The organism is Flavobacterium sp. (assembly GCF_046293665.1).
GTDB lineage: Bacteria > Bacteroidota > Bacteroidia > Flavobacteriales > Flavobacteriaceae > Flavobacterium.
Window position 1 is genome coordinate 22,049 of sequence record NZ_JBKBOL010000001.1, and the last position, 21,042, is coordinate 43,090.

9 protein-coding genes are annotated in these 21,042 nt (G+C 36.8%); 3 read left to right on the forward strand and 6 right to left on the reverse strand.

Annotation, left to right across the window (positions count from 1 at the left end; all coding sequences use genetic code 11):
* Window positions 1-74: 74 nt before the first annotated feature.
* The 5 genes from sprA to ACK4R1_RS00135 all read right to left on the reverse strand — a co-directional run bounded on the left by sprA (window position 75) and on the right by ACK4R1_RS00135 (window position 12,625).
* Entirely contained in the window at window positions 75-7,346 is a 7,272-nt protein-coding gene (gene sprA / locus ACK4R1_RS00115; RefSeq protein ID WP_409684029.1) for a cell surface protein SprA, read from the reverse strand.
* Between the two features lie 39 nt (window positions 7,347-7,385).
* Entirely contained in the window at window positions 7,386-7,967 is a 582-nt protein-coding gene (ruvA, locus tag ACK4R1_RS00120) for a Holliday junction branch migration protein RuvA (RefSeq protein ID WP_409681937.1), read from the reverse strand.
* Window positions 7,968-8,049: 82 nt separating this feature from the next.
* The gene (locus tag ACK4R1_RS00125; RefSeq protein ID WP_409681940.1) at window positions 8,050-10,341 is read right to left on the reverse strand and encodes an NADP-dependent malic enzyme; all 2,292 of its coding nucleotides are present in this window, start codon (window positions 10,339-10,341) and stop codon (window positions 8,050-8,052) included.
* A 163-nt stretch (window positions 10,342-10,504) separates the two neighbouring features.
* A complete protein-coding gene (locus ACK4R1_RS00130) occupies window positions 10,505-11,128 on the reverse strand; it encodes a response regulator (RefSeq protein WP_409681943.1) in 624 nt (207 codons plus the stop codon).
* 27 nt (window positions 11,129-11,155) lie between these two features.
* On the reverse strand, window positions 11,156-12,625 hold the full coding sequence (locus ACK4R1_RS00135; RefSeq protein ID WP_409681946.1) for a sensor histidine kinase: 1,470 nt from the start codon (window positions 12,623-12,625) through the stop codon (window positions 11,156-11,158).
* Window positions 12,626-13,242: 617 nt separating this feature from the next.
* On the opposite strand from ACK4R1_RS00135, the gene ACK4R1_RS00140 reads away from it, so the two are divergent.
* The 3 genes from ACK4R1_RS00140 (at window position 13,243) to ACK4R1_RS00150 (ending at window position 20,046) form a co-directional block, all read left to right on the forward strand.
* Entirely contained in the window at window positions 13,243-13,599 is a 357-nt protein-coding gene (locus tag ACK4R1_RS00140) for a hypothetical protein (protein WP_409681949.1), read from the forward strand.
* Window positions 13,600-13,677: 78 nt separating this feature from the next.
* A complete protein-coding gene (locus ACK4R1_RS00145) occupies window positions 13,678-14,271 on the forward strand; it encodes a response regulator transcription factor (RefSeq protein WP_409681952.1) in 594 nt (197 codons plus the stop codon).
* Window positions 14,272-14,628: 357 nt separating this feature from the next.
* The gene (locus tag ACK4R1_RS00150) at window positions 14,629-20,046 is read left to right on the forward strand and encodes a T9SS type A sorting domain-containing protein (RefSeq protein ID WP_409681955.1); all 5,418 of its coding nucleotides are present in this window, start codon (window positions 14,629-14,631) and stop codon (window positions 20,044-20,046) included.
* 63 nt (window positions 20,047-20,109) lie between these two features.
* Here ACK4R1_RS00150 and queG read toward each other — a convergent pair whose 3' ends face one another.
* Window positions 20,110-21,036 carry a tRNA epoxyqueuosine(34) reductase QueG gene (queG, locus tag ACK4R1_RS00155; RefSeq protein WP_409681958.1) on the reverse strand — a complete coding sequence of 309 codons (927 nt, stop codon included), beginning with the start codon at window positions 21,034-21,036 and terminating at the stop codon, window positions 20,110-20,112.
* Window positions 21,037-21,042 lie beyond the last annotated feature (6 nt).

The window sequence follows — 21,042 nt, forward strand, 5'->3', positions numbered from 1 at the left end:
TTGTGTTGTATTTAAATTTTCTTCAAAAGTATAATTTCTGCAGAGATTATTAAAATCTTTAGTTCAAAACTTTATTAATTTCCAAAATTATAACGCATCGTAAATCCGGTTCTGATGTTGGTCAGCGGGAACGAAGTTGAAATCACCGGTTTAGAGAACGAATGGTCATAGAAGAAAATCGCCGTTAGGTTTTTACTAAACGAATAATCCGCCGTCAATTTGGCTGACCAAATATTTTGTCCACCGCCTAATTGGTTATTATTATAATCTAAATAACGTACAATCGTTTTGTTGTTTCTATACGAGAAATCAACTTTCATATTGATATCACTTTTAATGATACCGGTTGGATTATCGGCTAATTGTGACGAGAAAATCACGTCTTTAAATCGGTAACCTAATCCAATGATATATTCATGACCTTGAACTTCAGTTAATAAATTGTTGTCAAAACTCATGGATAAACTTCGGTCTTTTTTCATTTCTGCCAAAATCTTTAAAGAGTTTTTCATTTCAAAATCAACTCTTACCAAAGGGTTAAATTGCTCAACCAAGTTGATATTGGCCACAATGGTTTTGTTGTGAAAGTTACCGTATTCATTGTATTGTCCGCCAGGGTTTTGATCATAATCAAAATTAGAGCGGAAAGAGTTAATCGTATAAGAAGCTCTGTAAGCGTGTTGTATGGAGAATCTTTTGAATCTGTCTTTGAAAAACTTATAGCGCATTAAACCACTGTATTTCATATTCCAGTTCGGAATTGGCGTACTGCGGAAAATCCCCAAAGAAACCCCATCAGCAGAAGTTCCGGTATAGGCTGCCAAGAATGAAGGAATTAATACCGCTTGGTTGTTTTTACCAAAACCTAACGGATAGCCTTGATTGGCAGTATAAAACGCATACTTTTCAGGTTCTAAAGTTTGATCCGGAATTGGATTAGCTGTATCACCATATCTACCAAAAGCTGTATTACCATAGTACTGAGTTGCTAATCTTTCTGCAATGGTCAAACGATTTTCTCTGAATTCATCAAACGCAGCTGAACCATTTTCATCGCTTTTGCCAAATGAAGTTGCAATCATTACCGTTGAGATGGAGAAATTTCCAAAATTATATGGCGAAAGTGAATTGTACATTCCGGTAGCTTCCGTAACATCATATTGTTCTGAATAGTTATCAGCATAAGTTCTGTTGGCCGTCAAATCGATTTTAAAATCGGGGAACAAATCAACATTAGCAGTCATTTCCAATGTTTTGGTAATGGTATGTGTATAGTTTTGGTTGAAATCAGGATAAACGGTCAACCAACCTCTTCTTGCTGCTTCGTATCTAACGTCATCTTGTCCGCCGAAAACAAACCCTAAAGAAGGTTTAGCAGAGCCAAAGAAACCTAAACTAGGTAAAAATCCCGGAAGCATAGTTCCTTCGTTTCTAACATAGTTGATTTGAACATTTTTTACACTGGTTAAAACACCTTTTAAACCATTTAAAAAGACGTTTTCATTTGCAGCCGTTTGTGGTTTGGTGTTGACAATTTTTTCTCCCGGTTTAGGCAATGCTGTTGGTCTTGCCGGAGCCACTGCAGGTTTTTTGCCTAAGCCTATGTATTTATAAAACGTCTCCATATTGAACGCTGTGTTCAATCGGTGCGAGCCGGCATTTTGAATTGTATTTCCTAAATCATAATCTCTACCATCTAAAGTTACCGATGATAATGCCAAAGAAGAACGTTGCCAACTGTAATCACCGGTATAAGAATATGTCGATTTCACAAAAGCTAAAAACGGCAATTTGTTCAGTGGCAAATCATAATTCAGTACTATTTGTTGGTTGTGTTGGTTTGGCGTACCGATGTTCCAAAAATCTGTCCAAATCGAATAACTGTTATCCGGAACGTTATTTTCATCCAAGTAAGAACGAACAATATTGTGTGACGCCGCAGTAAAGTTAATTTTCAACGACTTGGTCAAATTATAATTGAAACCATACTGGTAATTGAACATATAGTTTCTTCGGAATAAAGGCTCGATAGGAATTCCTTCAACATCCACTTGTCTAAATTGTTGTTTGTTGTATTGTCTGATAATATTAGAACTAAACGATATGTTGGTTGGAAGGTAATTCAAGTTGAAATCACTTAACATTTTCCAATAACTGCTTTTCTTGAAATACTTGTTTTGCTTAAACGGTTCAATCGTTTTTGGTTTAAACGCATAAGTATAATCAACAGAAGTGGTCACTTGTTGGTCGATGTAATTTTCGATTTCGTAATTGTGTTTTTCTACTTCATTATATGAATACGAAAGCGTTAAGTTTTCCGGATCATAAATGTGTTGTTTTTGTTCCGGTGCTCTTTCTTTTTTAACCCCAATAAAGTTGATGCTTGTTCTTTTGGTATAATCGATAGCACGTTCTCTGATATTGTTTCTTTCAGCAGCATTAGTTGTATTGTTAATTAACTGCTCTAATCTAATATCTTGGTTAAACGGATCGTACTCAGGCGTAATAATTTCTTCTCCAATGGCGTAGTTGAATGGTAAATTGATTCCCCATTTTTTTGGCAATAATTTACCTAAACTAAAGTTGGTTACTATATTATATTGTTGTACATCTTCTCTGCTTCTTTCGTTTGGTCCTTCTTCCAAAGCCCCAAAACCAATGGTACTCATTCTTCCGGTAGCGGAAAGAGTCGCAAAATCGGCCATGTTGGTATCGACATTTAAAACGGCGGCCATTCCGCCTTTATTGTTCATATCGGCAATTCGCAATTCGTTGAACCAAACTTCCCCTCTTACTTCATCATTATGGTTATTTTTAATCCCTACCATTAAAGTCCTTACCAGACCAAAGTTCGGATTTCCTTTTATTCCTAATTTTAACACGTCATCATCATCACCATTTGGCAACAACAGATCATTATCAGGATAATAAATTCCTTCTGCGTCTAAAGGCAAACTTGCATTCCCGATGGTTCTTACTTTCATCTTCGTCAATAAGTTCATCGCCAAATTGATTTCGTTTTCTGCCGGCCAAATAACTTCGGGTTGAGTTGCCGTTGCAGGCGTCACTTTTAACGGAATTTCAACTTGGTAAAAGTTATTGGTAAAGTCATTTCCAAAACGGATGAAGGCTACCATTTGATTGTCTAAAAGCGGAGAAACATCCGTTGGCAAAGCTTCTGCATGTAAAAACATTCTCAGTTTGTTGAACTGACGCATGTCTACATTCACGTTTTTGAACACGGCTCTTGAATCACCCACTTCTAAACCATCGCCAGAAACTCTCAACGACAAGGATTGTTCATTTTGTCTGATGACATTTGATCCGCTACCGCTTGGTAAGTTTTCACGAACAACGCCTGGAGGTGTTACATAAGGTATTGGTAATCTTGAGGCATTTTCCTGAATATTTACTGCCAGAACATCAAAATTAGTATTATCGTTTGCGGGATCATCACCAGGCTGGAAAGTTTGCTCATATCTTCTCCATTCGCCACGAACTAAATCTAAAGCGCCAAAACGCAAGGTAACAGGCTCTGTAAATCCGGTCATAAACATTCTCATAAAACGGATAGAACGGAAATCGGAAATACTCCCTACCGTTGTGGTTGGTTGCGCTACCGGGATTTTAAATTGCAGCCATCGAGCACTCGTTGTGGTTCCATTTGGTAAATCTTGTACTTGTGTTTCTCTTATATCTGTAATAAAATTTTGCCCAACTTGCATGTTAGGCTGCACGTCGATTTTGTATTCATAATAGGCATTCACCGTGTTCATGGTATTGTCACGGTTTAGATCTTCTACATCGGGAAGGGTTGTTGAACCTCTGTTGGTATCAGATACTCCTACCGGTGAATTGCCTTCTACTCCGTTAAATTTTTTGTAGCGTTGAAAAACCGTCGGACCGGTGGCGTTTAAAAAGTACTGATAATTATCTGCTGCCGGATCGTCAAAAGCAGCAAATCCGCCAATGCCTTGTAAATTTTTTTCTGCAGCATCGTTGATACCATCAAAACCAACATCTTGTGCGGCTCTGTTGGCACCATCGACGTCAAAAGCATAAATAAGCGATTGAGACGAAGGAACTCTTCCCCAAACTGTGGTGCTGGTTAGAGACTGAGAACTACTATTTGAAGGCAAACCATTTTCATATTGCTTGCGTTCGTCTTTCAGAATATCTTCTGAGATTTCTCCTAAATTGAAGTACAATTGACCTACGTTACTTGGATTTGGTACTGCTGTTGGATTTCCGGGATCATAATAAGGATCTAATACCCAAAACTGAATATATTCAACATTACTTTGTTCGAAATTGGTGGAATTAATTGCTCGAGTGATTCCTCCGAAATTATCTTGCGGATTAGAAAACCCTGATGGATTCAGTGCTTCAGGATTATAATTGTAAGGACCTCTTTCTTGCGGATAATAAGTTAAATCTAAAGTGTTGATTACGGTGGTCTGCCCTATGTTAAGATCTAAATTAGGAAATAACTCTCGACTGAAAATCCTACGAGTGCCATTTAAAGAAATTCCGTCTTGTCCAATTTCTCCCGGCGTTTGCACATAAATTGTTGGATCAATAGTATACCAATTTAAATGAGCTCTTTTATGTCCATAATCTAACCCTACTAAAGCCGAACCAAAGTCCGGATAATCTACACCGGATTGCCACTTTGGAACGCTGGATAAAGTCCATGACAAAGGCGAACGCATGTCAATAGTAGTTTGTGATCCTTCAAAATCATCAATATATACAGTAGCTTCCCCTTGAAACTGATCATTATTTGACGCATCGGGTTTTAAAAAGGCAATTTCTCCTCTAACCGATAAGTTGGAAGGAACATCGGTATCTATGTTGGGTAACTTATTGGCTAATCGAGTTAAGAATGGGACTTCGGTAGCATAATTAGCATTAAAACCAAAAATGGTGTTGTTAACAGACTCTTGACCATAATTTGATTTTTGAGTAAATGGTCTTTCGGTCATTTTGATGAAAGTACCGCCTACCATAAGCTTATCAGAAAATTTATGCTCTACATTAATTCCCATGAATCTTCTGGTCTGTTGGCCAAAAGTTGCATTGTTTTCTACTGAAACTTCAATTGGTGTATTAGAAGCTTGTAGCGAAGGATCTAAAATTTGAACTCTTCCGGCTTGATAATTCACGCTATAATCAATCCCTTCTTGAAGCAATCTTCCACCGGCAGTAACTACTACTGAACCTCTTGGCACATTGTAGGCACCAATTGGGATTCCGTCTCCTCCGGCCGATTTAAACCTTCCTTTTAATTGGAATTTATTTTTAGCGGCATCTTGTAAAGCTGCGGCTTGCGTGCTTGAGTACATGCTTTTGAAAACATACTTCTGTTGGTTTGGATTGTAATCAATAGAACTGTTTGGATCACCATAATAATCTTCGGCGGAAGCAGGTGTTCTTAATTTGTCAAACAAAAGTTTACCAAAAGGTTCAACTGTGGTAAAAATAATGCGCCCATTTTGTTGGTCAACGGTTAAACCCGGCAAGAAATCGAAGAAACCATCTCCACCGGCTTGCGGGTCATTGTTGTAGTTCAATCGGTCAACATTAAAAACTTTAATTAATGGTGTTTCTGCCACTAACATGTCCGGATCGGTGGTTGGCGGGAAAGTGGTTCCCGGTACCGGCGAGATATAATTTATTGGCGAAGGATCGGTATATAAAATATTTAACCTAAAATCTTCTTGTTGCAATTGAAAAGCACCCGGAATTTGGTAGATGTTTTTCATCATCAGATTCCAAATTGGCTTTTGAACATTGGTCAAATTACTTTTAAGCATTTTTAAAAGCAAGCTTTGTGAAGACACGGTTTGATTGTCGGGATCGGTTTGATCAACAATTGTTGCGTCAACACCATCTGTACCAAATTCTCCAACCTGATACACTTGGTCACCAATGGTATATTGGTAAGCTACTGCTAAAACTTCGTCATTGGCCAAACGCTGTTGTAAGGATAAATATCCTAATTGAGGGTGAAACGTATATTCATTCGGCATTAATTTTCTGGCATTTTCAAGCTTCGAGTAATCAGTTCCTTCATCTACTGTAACGATATTGTTGAATCCGGCACTCGAAGTTACAATGTCACGAATATTGTTGTTTAACAAACCGGTTCCGGTACTAATCAGCGCTGGATTGTATTTGTTGTTTCTATTGTCGGCCGGAATATCACTTGTTGGATTGGGAACGGTAAAGAAGTTATTATCAATATCGTTTTGATTCAATGCCACAATTTGATTGTCTTCAAAACCGGCTATTTTTGCTTCTCCTAAATCCTGTAGGGCTATAATATTTCTAAGGTTATTATTGGTTGTACTGACGCGGTTTTGTCTGTTGGTCACCCAAACTTCAATTCGGGTAATTTGAACACGGCTGTTGATTAAAGGGTAATCTGCCATCGCCGCATCATACTTATTTCTAAAATATTGCGATAGGAAAAAGTGTCTGTCAGCATCATAATCCAACCCGAAAATTTCAAAATCTTGAATGGTTCCGCCTCCTTGAGCAGTAACCGATCTGGTTTGTGATTTTTGCTCAGAGAAAACTCCGGTAACGGTAGTCTTACCAAATTGCAATTGGGCTTTAACCCCAAACAAACTTTGGGCGCCACGAATTAACGAATTGGTTAATGGCATGCTCACGTTTCCGACTTCAATTTTCTGAATAATATCGTCTTCTGTCGGCGTGTATTCTAATTTGATTAAGTTTTGAAAAGCGAAAGTTGATTCGGTGTCGTAATTGGCGTTTACATTCAAACGCGTTCCTACTTTTCCCATCAAACTCATACTGATTCTTTGGTCGAAATCAAAGGTAGTTTGCGCTCTATTTCTTGGTGATAATGCCGGATTGTCTTGTTTGGTGTAACGAACTCCTAGATCCATTTCAACAGAACCCGTTGGTTTTACATCGATGGTATTGCCACCGAAAATTGTTTCAAAAAAACCTGAGTTTACGTAATATCTTGGTAATAAATCTTTTTTGTTGGCTTCGCTACCTTCCTTTTTACCGTCGATGGCGTCTGATTTTTTCTTGAAATACTCTCGCATCGATTCACGAAGCACTAATTCTTGGTATTCTTTTGGGGTTAAGATAAGTGGATAATTGATATTAAACCCATCAAAAGTACTGGAGTATATATACCGATTGGTTACAGGATCATAAGTATAGGAATTGACAATACTTCTCGGGTTTTTAATTTCAATTCTTCCTGTATTATAACCTGTTGAATCTTGGGCTGTTGGCACCGGAGTTACTTGAGAAAATGCATTTACTCCAATAAGCAAAATCGCTCCCAGAAGGATTTTTTTCAAGTTAAAGAATGATTTCGTTGCGTATATTGTTTCCAAGAATTATAAATTTTTTAATGCTTGTTTGATTATTGTTTCTACTGTGGCTTCAGGATTTTCTTTGATGATTTTATCCACCACTTTTTCTGCATTTTTCCTAACATAACCCAAAACCTCCAAAGCAGATAACGATTCTTCTCTGTTAATATTGTGTTGAGAGACTGAAATTTCGTCTAAGTTGTAGATTTTTAACACTTTTTCTTTTAAATCCAAGATTACTCTTTGGGCAGTTTTGCTTCCAATTCCTTTGATGGATTGAATTGTTCCGACGTCACCGCTTCCTATAGCCTGAATAATTTGTTTCGGGTCTAATGACGACAACATGGTTCTGGCAATACTGGCTCCAATTCCCGAAACCGACAACAATAATTTAAAGAGTTCTCTTTCAGATTTTTCGACAAAACCAAACAAAGAATGGGCATCTTCTTTGATTTGAAGATGGGTAAACAATTTGACAAAATCGGTATTGGGAAGTAATGAAAAAGTATGCAAAGAAATATTAATATGATAACCTACTCCATTGCAGTCGATTACGACTTCTGTTGGTGTTTTTTCAACTAATTTTCCTTGAATATGTGCAATCATTTTAATTAAAATCTATTCCAAATATAACAAAATTCTTCAACTGACATCATCTCTTTGTAATATCTGAACAATATTACAAAATCTATTTAGTTGTCATCTTTTTTCTCTTTTCTTTTTCTTGCGCATCAACTACTGACACAGCCACCATATTGACCATTTCTTCTACGCTGGCTCCTAATTGGAAAATGTGTACTGCTTTTTCCATACCTAACATAATTGGACCAATGGAATCTACTTTGTACAACTCTTTTAAAAGTTTGTAATTGATATTCGCTGCTTCCAAATTCGGAAAAATTAAAGTATTGACTTTTTTACCGGCTAATTTGGAGAAAGGAAATTTATTCTTCAGCATTTCAGGATTTAACGCAAAATCTGTTTGGATTTCACCATCAACCACTAAATCAGGGTAATATTTATGCAAATAAGCTACCGCTTCTCTAACTTTAGTGGCACTTTCATGAGAGGAAGAACCAAAATTCGAAAACGACACCATCGCAATTACCGGTTCCATCCCGAACATTCTAACAGTTTTTGCCGTCATCAATGCAATTTTTGCTAATTCATCTGCTGTAGGATTCGGATTGATTGCCGTATCTGATAAAAACATTGGTCCACGATTGGTCATCATCATATTGGTAGTGGCAATCAAGGTAATTCCCGGTGCTTTTCCTATCAATTGCATCAAAGGTTTTACTGTCGACGGATAACTTCTCGAATAACCGGAAACCATCGCATCAGCATCGCCTTCATTAACCATCATGGCCGCAAAATAATTGCGTTCGCGCATCCATTTTTGAGCATCCAATAACGAAATGCCACGACGTTGTCTTGACCGCCAAAAGATGTCAGCATACTTCATTCTACGCTTATCTTCTTCTTTGGTTTTCGGATCAAAAATGGGCACTTCGGCATCGAAACCGAGTTCTTCTTTGAGTTCCAGAATCAATTCTTTGTTTCCCAATAAAATGGGATGAGCGATACCTTCTTCGTAAGCAATTTGAGCTGCTTTCAATACGTCTAAGTGATCCGCTTCTGCAAAAACTACTCGTTTTGGATCGGTCTTCGCTCTATTGGTCAACAAACGAACCATTTTATTATCGGAACCTAAACGTTCTAATAATTCTTCTTCATATTTTTCCCAATCCGTAATCGGATGCAACGCAACACCTGAATTCATGGCGGCTTTTGCTACAGCCGGCGCTACTTGGGTAATCAATCTTGGATCGAATGGTTTTGGAATAATATATTCTTTTCCAAAATTCAAACGGGTTTCGCCATAAGCGATATTTACTTGTTCCGGCACCGGTTCTTTCGCCAAATCAGCCAAAGCGTGCACTGCTGCCATTTTCATTTCTTCATTAATTTTCGTCGCTCTAACATCTAAAGCACCACGGAAAATATAGGGAAACCCAAGTACATTATTCACCTGATTAGGATGATCGGAACGCCCGGTTGCCATGATGATATCTTTTCGTGTGGCAACGGCTAAATCGTAATCAATCTCCGGAATCGGATTGGCCATAGCGAATACAATTGGATTTTTGGCCATGCCTAAAAGCATTTCCGCAGACATGATATTTCCGGCAGACAATCCGAGGAAAACATCGGCACCGACTAAAGCTTCCGCCAAAGTCGTTCCTGCTTTTCCATGAGCGTATCTTTTTTGCAAATCGGACAAATCTGTGCGCTCTGAAGAAAGCACGCCATCTTTATCGAACATGATAACATTTTCGGCTTTTACGCCTAATAAAATATACAAATTGGCACAAGCCAAAGCCGCAGAACCGGCTCCGGAAACTACGATTTTGACATCAGTAGTTTTCTTTTTGGCCAATTCTAATGCATTTAGCAACGCAGCTGACGAGATAATCGCCGTTCCGTGTTGGTCATCGTGCATTACGGGAATATTCAATTCTTCCACCAATCGCCTTTCGATTTCGAAAGACTCAGGTGCTTTAATGTCTTCTAGGTTGATACCACCGAAAGTTGGCGCAATATTTTTAACGGTTTCGATAAAAGCATCGATGTCTTTGGTTCCGACTTCGATATCAAAAACATCAATTCCGGCAAAGATTTTAAAGAGCAAAGCTTTTCCTTCCATTACGGGTTTGGAAGCTTCCGGACCGATATCACCTAAACCTAAAACGGCAGTTCCATTAGTGATTACGGCGACTAAATTTCCTTTGGCAGTATATTTATAAACGTTGTTAACGTCTTTAGCAATTTCTAAACAAGGTTCTGCAACACCCGGAGAATAGGCCAAAGACAAATCTCTTTGGGTTGCATATTTCTTGGTAGGCACTACTTGAATTTTCCCGGGCGTAGGTTTAGCATGGTATAAAAGTGCTTCTCTTCGCTTACTGTATTTATTCATTTTGGTTTGTTTTGTTCTGACTTACAAAGGTAGAAGTATGAATGAAAAATGGAAATTTTTGACCGGTTTCTTTTAAACAAATTAAAAGTTAAGTTTCAGACACTTATTTGGATAAAACAATTTGAAATGGATTGGCCTTTACGGCGCAAAAAAGAATGCAATATTAATGGTTATTGAAAACGGCGATTAATTCGACTATGTTTTTGACATTGAGCTTGTTAAAGATTTTGTTCTTGTGTGTGCTAACGGTCGTCATTTGGATGTCGAGTTTATTGGCAATTTCGAGATTGCCGTTGCCTTCAACCAGTAATTCGGTGATTTCCAACTCTCTTTTAGACAGTTTATCAATCGGATTGATGGCTTGTTTGTTGATTGAAGCTTTAATAATCGTTGAAACAAAATCGGCTGAGAAATAATTTCCTGTTTTTAAAATAGTTTCTACGGCGAGGATTATTTTTTCTTTGTCGCTCAATTTGTTAAGATAACCGTTGGCGCCGGCTATGATGTATTGGTAAGCGTGAGTTGCTTCTTCGTAAACCGAAAAAATCAAAATTTTGACTTCGGGTTGTAATGCTCTGATTTCGCTAATCATTTCTTTGTTTTTTCCACCGGGAATATTGATGTCAAGGATGATTAAATCGACTTCGTTATCATTTAAAAAAGCGATAGTATCGGGGTAATTTTCGGTAGTAAAAAGCATGGCGTCTTTGAAACTTTCTTCCAAAATTATAGAAACTCCGGTTCTTACCACCAGATGGTCATCGACTATTAAAATTTTATTTGACATAATTTACATTGAATTGGTTCTAATTTCTTAATAATCAATCTCTATAGTTACTGTTGTTCCGCCATTGACAACGCTGGAAAATACAATATTTCCGTTAATAATAATCAACAATTCGAGGACAAAATGCAACCCGATACCAAAATTATTCAAAATCAATTTTTCGGACTCTTTATTTTTAAAAAGATTGGTGTAATAAGCTATCAAATCTTGGCTCATACCGACTCCGGTATCTTTGACCCAAAAGACCATTTTTTTATCATTAGTGAAAGCGCCAACTTCAATTTCTCCATCAGTGGTGTTTTTCACTGCATTGTCGAGCAGGTTGTGAATAATGATAGAAATAATTCTTTCATTGACATGTGAAAATAGATTTTTGGCCACCGAATTAATCAGAATCGAATTGTTATTTCCGGCTATTTCTTTGAATAACTCTATTTTATTTTGAACCAAATCATAAAACGAATATTTAGATTGTTCGTGGGCTTTGTCTTCAATGTAAATATTGGAATATTCGATTAATATTTTGGTAAATTCATACAATTGCGAAGACGATTTCAACATGGAACTTGAATATTTGTGCAAAGTAGAATCTTTGTCTTTTTTAGTTTCGTCAAAGAGATAATTCCCAATCAACACTATATATTTCAAAGGACTTCTGATGTCGTGACTGATGGTTCCGATGATTTTCTTTTGCTGGATAATTTCTCTTGATAAATCGGTTTTGGTTCTTTCTAAGTCCAAAATTATCGAGTGTAAATGCTTATTTGTATCATCGATTTCATGTTTTGAAAGCAGTAATTTTTTAATCATTGACGAATAATACCAACTTACACTTCCAAAAATAATTAAGACAAAAATGATGTTGGCGATGATCAAATAATCCCTTATTTCTCTTGTGCCTTCGCCTAAAGTATTAGAAAAATCTCTTTCGTTAATGGTGAGCTTATCGCTGACTTCACTAAGCTTGAACAAATAATAACTCTTGGATTCCGGAGTTAATGTTCCGGTAGTAATTTCCTTGTGAATTTCGAGACCAATTCGCTCAATTTGATTGATTAATGCGTCGCCTTGTTCCCATTCCTGAATGGCTTTGTGAATAAACGGAATTGATTTGAAATTTTTAAAAACCCAAATCAAGTCTTGTAAATCATCTTCGTGATTTCTTCCGGCTCTGAAACCTTCCTTAACTACTTCATCACTTTTGCCATTGATTAAAGCGATTCGGGCAGCACCATCGCCTTGCGGAACACTCAACTCAATTTTGTACAATTCCCATTGTGCGACATCTGCTGTATAGAGATAAGTGATTAAATGCCTAACAGCGTCTTTTTGACCCTTGGAATAATGCGATTCCCCATTTACATAAGCCCTGCTTCCTGAAAGAATTTTGATGGTGAACCCGTTAATAAATATCAATAACGAACAAGATAAAAATATAACCAAAAGTATAATCACATTCGGTTTTTTAGAATTTTTAAAAAGTTTGAGCTTAGACATGACGTTTTGAGATTTAGTAACAAGCAACAACTATTATTTCTCTTTCAAAATTAACTACAATTTTTCGATAAAAAATGTAAGAATCCGTCCATTAATTTATAAAAATTATTCGAATACAATATAGTTATAGTTTTGCATTTTAGTAAGTTTATCTTTATGGTTCAAGCCGCTGTTTGTGATAAATATGCACTAATTTTGAATCAAACGTATCTAAAATTACTATTTTTTTAACCGCCCCATTTTTTGATTAATGGTTTTTCGACAAATAATTTAAAGTTATTCTGAAAAAACAATCTTAAAAGTTAAGATTATGATATTGAAAATACGTTTTTTTTAAGCAAGTAAAATAAACCCTTTAATCCCAATTTAAAAAACCTACACTAAATCTGAGTTCTACTTAAGAATAATTAGATGTTGATGAATTTGTATTAATTGCGACTCAAAAACACTGTTATTTGAACCATTCAAAAAAAAATCTTTTTTTAGAAAACCAAACCATCATTAATTGCGTAAGTGAATTTATGACTGGTACGAATTGAGAATATTTCGTTGTAAGTTGTTTGAAATTGGCATTAGGAATAAACCATTAATTACTAATCTAATACGGATCATAAACCATGGAATTGATGCAAATGAAAAACAAACGAATTTTTGTTTACGACACGACTGATAAATTTTCTGAGTTTATTATTAAACAGTACCTCAAAAATTTCTCAATTGATGTTTGTAGCAATATGACTTCAATTGACAACTATAATTACGCCACTTATGATGTCTTTTTTATCATAGCAACCGAACCGAAGGATATTGCTATTTTATTTAAAACCATCAATAATGTGCACAGCGTTCTATTTCTGGGATCAAACCTAAAAGAGATCAGAGAAAAGTTTAAAGAAAATAAAAGAATTATTAGTCTCGACTTATTGAAAACAGGAAATGAATTGAAAAGTTTCATTGACACTAACATCAATTAAGTTAGAAGCATTAGTACATAAGTAAGAAATTCAAATTTTGACTGTTAACCGACTTTAACTAATAAAAACAGTATTATTATGAAACACAACTCCTTAACATTAACCCTATATGTGTTTATAATTTTTTTGGTTTTTCCGGTGAAATCATATCCAAATAGTTTTGGCATGCTTATGCTTGCAGAAAAAAAAGTTAGTATTAATGATGGTTATGATTACAGCAACAATGAAAAATCATTTATAGACATAACCAAAAAAGAAGGTTTCAACGACAGTCCTAACTACGAAAACCTACATTTGAAAAACCTAAAACAGCTTAATATATTATTAACTTTATTAGTTGTGCTGTTGTGTCTTTCGATTTTGGTTTTATGGAAAAAAAATATGGCTTTAGGTCATGAAACTTCACAAATCAAGTCAAGCCTGAATCAATATCTCTTTAACACAACTTCTAAAGAAGATTTGAAATCAATTAAAGAAGAGCAAACTCATCAAGCATTAACCTTAAACGAACGTCAACAAAAAATTGTAGATTTAATGGCCTTCGGATATTCAAACAAACAAATTGCAGACAAATTGTTTATCTCTGAAAACACCGTTAAATACCACATCAAAAATATCTATCATGTACTTCATGTAAAAGACAGAAAGCAACTTTGGCTCTCACAAAGTTAAGCTCATACTATTTACTTCTTACTTTAAAAAACTTCTAATTTATTGTTAGAAGTTTTTTTATTCGCAATTTGCGCTTCTTCGAAATGCCAATTTTGACAAAACGCACAAACTATCGGTAAAATGCAGAAAAAGGGATAAATACTACCCGAATACTACCCGAAAAATGACAGTTTGTCTATGATTTTTTTAGGAAATTTGTAGGGAAATCTTTGAGAAACTCAATGATATTCACATCAAAGTGTCAAACAGCATGCTTAATTATTATCGAAAATTATAATTAAGAAACCAAAACACCCCAAAGTTTTGGCTGTTTGACAAACCGAAAATTACACTAAGTACGAACCAAAAAACTGCATTATGAAATCTAAAATTATTTTTTGTCTATTAACGTTTTTTATTATTGCCGGTAGTGTGAAATCATACTCCATTAACAATAATAAAGTTGACCCAAAAGCGACAACGCTTCTATCAAATGGAACGGTACAATGTAATACCGAAATTCCGGTGCCTTTAATAGCCGGCACATTTGACAATTTAACTGCGACTTCCTCAACTTCAGGCTTATGTTTGTTGGGCTGCGGCATTTCAAATACCAATAGAATATCGGATTCTAACGCTAACAATTACGCAACCGCTTCTACCGGAATTGGATTGGGCGTAACCCATCGATTAAGGGTAACCGACAGCAATGATATATTCGCATCCGGTACTTTTGCCGGTTTTAGAATTGCGCCAAGCGGCGGTTTAATTTCGGTGGATTTGTTGAACAATATTTCCATCAGAACCTATCTTGCTGGCGTTCCTAGAGAAACATCGACTGGTGTTTCACTCCTCAGTTTGAGTTTATTATCGAATCCTGGGAATTATATTTTAGGATTCAACACCAACTTGACTTTTGATGCTATTGAAATTTCCATCAATAGTTTGGCCGGAGTAGCCACTTCAACTAATATTTACTATGCGGTTATCCGAAACTATTGTGCCGGTCCGGATTTGGCTTGTAATATCCCTACAGCTTTAAATCTTCCGGCTTATCCGGCGGCTGTTGAAAATTCACATACAGGATTATCAGGAATCAGTGTTGGAAGTATTTTAAATCCCGAAAGCGCTATTTCTTCCAGCGCAACAGACCATGCTAGTTTAACTTTGACCGCTGGAGTTTTGGGCTCAGTGAGTTTTGCCATAAAAGACCAAGTTACTGACTATCCTGCGGGAACTTTTGCCGGGTTTGACATTGAAAACATCAATTTAGCAAGTGTTTCGGCGCTTAGTAATGTCCAAATAGTGACTTATTTAAACGGAACGCCTAAACAACAATTCTCCGGAACAAATTTATTAGCAAACGGAACACTTCTTAGCTCATCGGGACGGTATAAGTTAGGCTTTGTTGCCAATACTCCTTTTGACGAAGTGCAAATCAATCTCAATCAAACTGCCGGCGTTACTCTTGGGTTGACTAAAGTATACAGTGCTGTTTTTCAAAAATTCTGCGCCGGTCCGGACTTGCCTTGCAATACACCAACAGCCATTAGTGCGCAAACTTATCCTGTTTTTATTAATGGTGCAAGAACCGGCATTGACGGTTTAGCCTGTGTGCTTTGTTCAATTATTAATACTGATAGATTAATAGATAATGATCCGAATAATTTTGCTTTAATCGATTTAACTGCAAGTGTAGGAACAGCTTCAAAAATTGCTGTAAAAGATCAGATAACCGATTATCCTGCGGGAACTTTTGCCGGTTATGACTTTGAGAGCATTGCTTTATTAAATGCTAATGTTTTTGATGCTATTCGGGTGACTACATATTTGAATGGATCACAACAGGAAACCAAATCAGGAAATGGCGCTTTGATTTCAGTAAATACTATTTTACTCGCTGGAAGCAGCAGACAAACGATAGGTTTCGTAACTACTTTGCCTTTTGATGAAGTACAAATAACACTGACCAATTTGGCAACAGTAACTCTTGGCACTGTAAAAGTATACAGTGCTGTAATGCAGAAATTCTGTCCGACGACAGTTGAGTGTAATAAAACTTATGCTTTAACCAGTCCGGCTTTTCCGGTTTACATTGATGGTGCAAAATCGGGCATTAGTGGTTTAGCTTGCGTGGCTTGTGTTGTAAATGATATTGGAAATGTTATAACAGCTAGCACTTCAGATTATGCTCGTATTACTATTACTGCAGGTGTTATTGAAACCGGTTCCATCGCGGTTAAGGATCAATTATTTACTTATCCTCCGGGAACATTTGCAGGTTTTACCATAAAAGATCTAAATACAATATTAGAAGCCGATTTGTTTCAATCATTAACCATTTTAACTTACAACAATGGAATGCTTCAAGAGACAAAATCAGGTGGGCAACTCCTTAGCTTGTCTTTACTTGTTCCGATTTTTGGCAGCGGTCCTGGATTTTATAATGTTGGTTTTAAAGCGACTTTACCCTTTGACGAAATTAGAATCAGAGTGGGCTCTTTGGCCAGTGTGATAAGCAATATCAATGTATATGGCGCTTTTGTTAATACCAAAGACAGTAATGATGGCGGTACAGGCTCCTTAAATTGTAATACATCCGATTTAAGCATACTCAAAACAGCTAGTAGTGCTACTCCGGCTGTAGGTTCAAATGTTACCTTTACCATTGTTGCTTCAAACGGCGGACCAAGAGATGCTGATGGTGTTGTAGTTAATGACATTTTACCTAGCGGTTATACTTATGTGAATTCGACTGCTTCTAGCGGAGCTTACGATGCTGTTACCGGAGCCTGGGAAATTGGTAATTTAAATACCGGAAGCAATGCAACATTGACCATAATAGTAACTGTTAGAGCTACCGGAAATTATGCCAACACGGCTACCATAACCGGTAATCAACCTGATCCAAATCTGAATAACAATACCTCGACATCAACCCCTACTCCGGTTAATGTAATTCTAGCAAATGACGATGTCTCAAGTCCAATTAATGGTTTTACCGGTGGAACTTTTACTAATGTTTTGGCGAATGACACTTTGAATGGACAACCGGTTAATCCTGCTCAAGTAAATACCACTTTTGTTTCTTCAACCAATCCCGGAATCACTTTATCGGGAACCAATGTAATTGTAGCTTCCGGAACTCCGGCTGGTTCTTACTCGTTAGTTTATAAAATTTGTGAGATTACAAATCCGATGAATTGCGACCAAGCAACCGTTTTTGTGACAGTTAACGCTCCGATTATTGATGCCGTAAACGATACAACACAACCAATTAATGGTTATACCGGTGGAACTTTTACTAATGTTTTGGCGAATGACACTTTGAATGGACAACCGGTTAATCCTGCTCAAGTAAACACCACTTTTGTTTCTTCAACCAATCCCGGAATTACTTTATCAGGAACCAATGTAATTGTAGCTTCCGGAACTCCAGCAGGTTCTTACTCGTTAGTTTATAAAATTTGTGAGATTACAAATCCAACGAATTGCGACCAAGCAACCGTTTTTGTAACAGTTACCGCTCCGATTATTGATGCGGTAAACGATACAACACAACCAATTAATGGTTATACCGGTGGAACTTTTACTAATGTTTTGGCGAATGACACTTTGAATGGACAACCGGTTAATCCTGCTCAAGTAAACACCACTTTTGTTTCTTCAACCAATCCCGGAATTACTTTATCAGGAACCAATGTAATTGTAGCTTCCGGAACTCCAGCAGGTTCTTACTCGTTAGTTTATAAAATTTGTGAGATTACAAATCCAACGAATTGCGACCAAGCAACCGTTTTTGTAACAGTTACCGCTCCGATTATTGATGCGGTAAACGATACAACACAACCAATTAATGGTTATACCGGTGGAACTTTTACTAATGTTTTGGCGAATGACACTTTGAATGGACAACCGGTTAATCCTTCTCAAGTAAATACCACTTTTGTTTCTTCAACCAATCCCGGAATCACTTTATCGGGAACCAATGTAATAGTTGCTCCCGGAACTCCGGCTGGTTCTTACTCGTTAGTTTATAAAATTTGTGAGATTACAAATCCAATTAATTGTGACCAAGCAACCGTTTTTGTTACTGTATCTTGCAATCAAATTGCTGGTCCATCAATCTCGGTTACCCAACCTACTTGTACTTTGGCAACAGGAAGTATTACAATCACCTCTCCTACAGGAAGTGGATTTACTTACAGCATCGGAGGTGCATATCAAAGCGGCACTTTATTCTCCGGTTTAACAACCGGAAACTACAATGTAACTTTTAAAGACGGTAACAATTGTATTTCTTTAGCAACTGTTGCAGTTATAAATAGTCAACCAGCAACACCTGTTACACCAACAGTAACTTTAACTCAACCTAATTGTAATCTAGCAACCGGAAGTATAACAGTTACTACTCCAACAGGAACCGGATTAACTTATAGTATTGGTGGCGCTTATCAAAGTAATTCTACATTCTCGAATGTTAGTAGCGGTAATTATACAGTAACGGTGAAAAACAGCAGCGGTTGTATTTCTCCAGGAACAGCCGCAACAATTAATGTACAGCCAACAAAACCAGAAACTCCATCTGTAACAACTGTCCAACCAACTTGTACTATTGCAACGGGTTCAATTACTATAACTGCGCCAACGGGTAGCGGATTAACTTATAGTATTGGCGGTGTTTATCAAAGTAGCAATACTTTCACAAATGTAGTATCGGGTAATTATAGTGTGACTGTGAAAAATAATAGTGGGTGTATTTCTTTGGCGACACTGACAGTCATCAACCAACAGCCTTCAGTTCCAGCCGCACCAACTATAAGCCTTACGCAACCAACTTGTTCTACAACAACCGGAATTATTACTATTACAACACCAACTGGCACTGGATTTACTTATAGTCTTAATAATGATACTTACCAAAGCAGCAATATCTTTAGTGGTATTGCGTCAGGTAATTATAATGTAACCGTTAAAAATAGTAATGGCTGTATTTCTCCGGCAACACTAGCCGTGATAAATGGAGTTCCGACTTCTTGTAATACCGCCGGAATATATCACACTGCCCAAACTTGTACCGGATATAACAATAATTCCAGCAGTCAATTGATTGGGCAGTTGTGTTATTCAACAAGACAAAATAAAGTATCGAATGTTACTCCAGGTCAGTTCTTTTATAGTACAAGTTTAACAGCTCCGTCAGCTAGTTTCTGTGTCGATATTGTACAAACCAAAAACTGTAACAGTCTTGCTCTTTTTTCTGTAAACCAAGGCAATCAAATTACTTTATTCAATGCAGGTTGTGGAAATGTTGCCAGTGGAGTTCAAATCTCGTTAGGTCTTGGAAGAGTTTGTATAACCAATGCTGTACCGGGAGCACAATATATCCTCTTCGCAAAATATGATGCAAAATCTATTGTCAATTCTACTTTTACCGGAACAGCACCAACCTGTCAATACAATTTTATTAGCCAAATCAATGGCGTGACTATTCCGGGAAGCGAGACTAGTGTTGATTTAGTGCCAAATTGCTCTTCTAAAAATGAAGTTGACTCTTATTTGACATCAACCGTATCGCCAAATCCATCAAAAGATAATTTTGAGTTACAAATCAAATCTTCTGCAGAAGAAAATGTTTCGATACGAATTATTGATACTAATGGAAGAATTATCAAAGAGTTTATCTCAAATCCTCAAGAAGTAATTCGTTTTGGAAATGAGTTAACCAGCGGATTGTACTTTGTAGAAATCACGCAAGGAATGGAAAGAACTGTAGTTAAAGCTCAGAAATTATAATCCCAAGATTATTTCTGAGAAGGGCAACGAGAGAAGAGACTATCTTGTTGCCCTTTTATATTTTTATCGTTTAAGAAAGTCTATGTTTCGCTTTAATCCTTCTAGTTTAGTCCTTTTTAATGGCGAATTGGTAAATACTTTGGCGAAAGTATCTTCAGTGATTTCTTCCCAATCTTTTTTAGTATAAGACAGCAATTCAGGATAAGGCGAAAATAAAGGTTCGCTATGGGCTTTTGAAAATTTATTCCACGGACAAACATCTTGACAAACGTCGCACCCAAACATCCAATCATCTAGTTTGCCTTTCATTTCCTGCGGAAGATTATCTTTGAGTTCAATAGTGAAATAAGAAATGCATTTGCTTCCATCAACAACATAAGGCGCGACTATGGCTTCGGTTGGGCAAGCATCAATACAAGCGGTGCAAGTTCCGCAATGATCGGTTGTGGCGTTATCATAGTCTAATTCTAAATCGACTATCAGCTCAGCTATGAAATAAAAAGAACCTACTTGTTGGGTCAATAAATTGCTGCTTTTCCCTATCCAGCCGAGGCCACTTTTGGCGGCCCAGGCTTTGTCCATCACGGGAGCAAAATCAACAAAGGCACGACCGGGAACTTCTCCAATTTCGGTTTGAATACTGCGCAATAACTTCTTTAATTTTTTCTTGATGACATTGTGGTAGTCTTTTCCGTAGGCGTATTTTGAAATTTTATAACTACCAGAAATTTGTTCTTTGGGTGGATAATAATTGAGTAAAAGAGAAATTACACTTTTAGCACCATCAACCAATAACGTAGGATTCAAACGCATGTCGAAATGGTCTTCCAAATACTTCATTTCACCATGATGGTTTTGGTTTAACCAATTTTCCAATCGCGGCGCTTCTTCCTCTAAAAAACCGGCTTTAGAAATGCCACAAGACAAAAACCCGAGGCGTTTGGCTTCGGATTTGATGAATTGGGTGTATTTTTCTTTATTAGAATTCATGTTGCA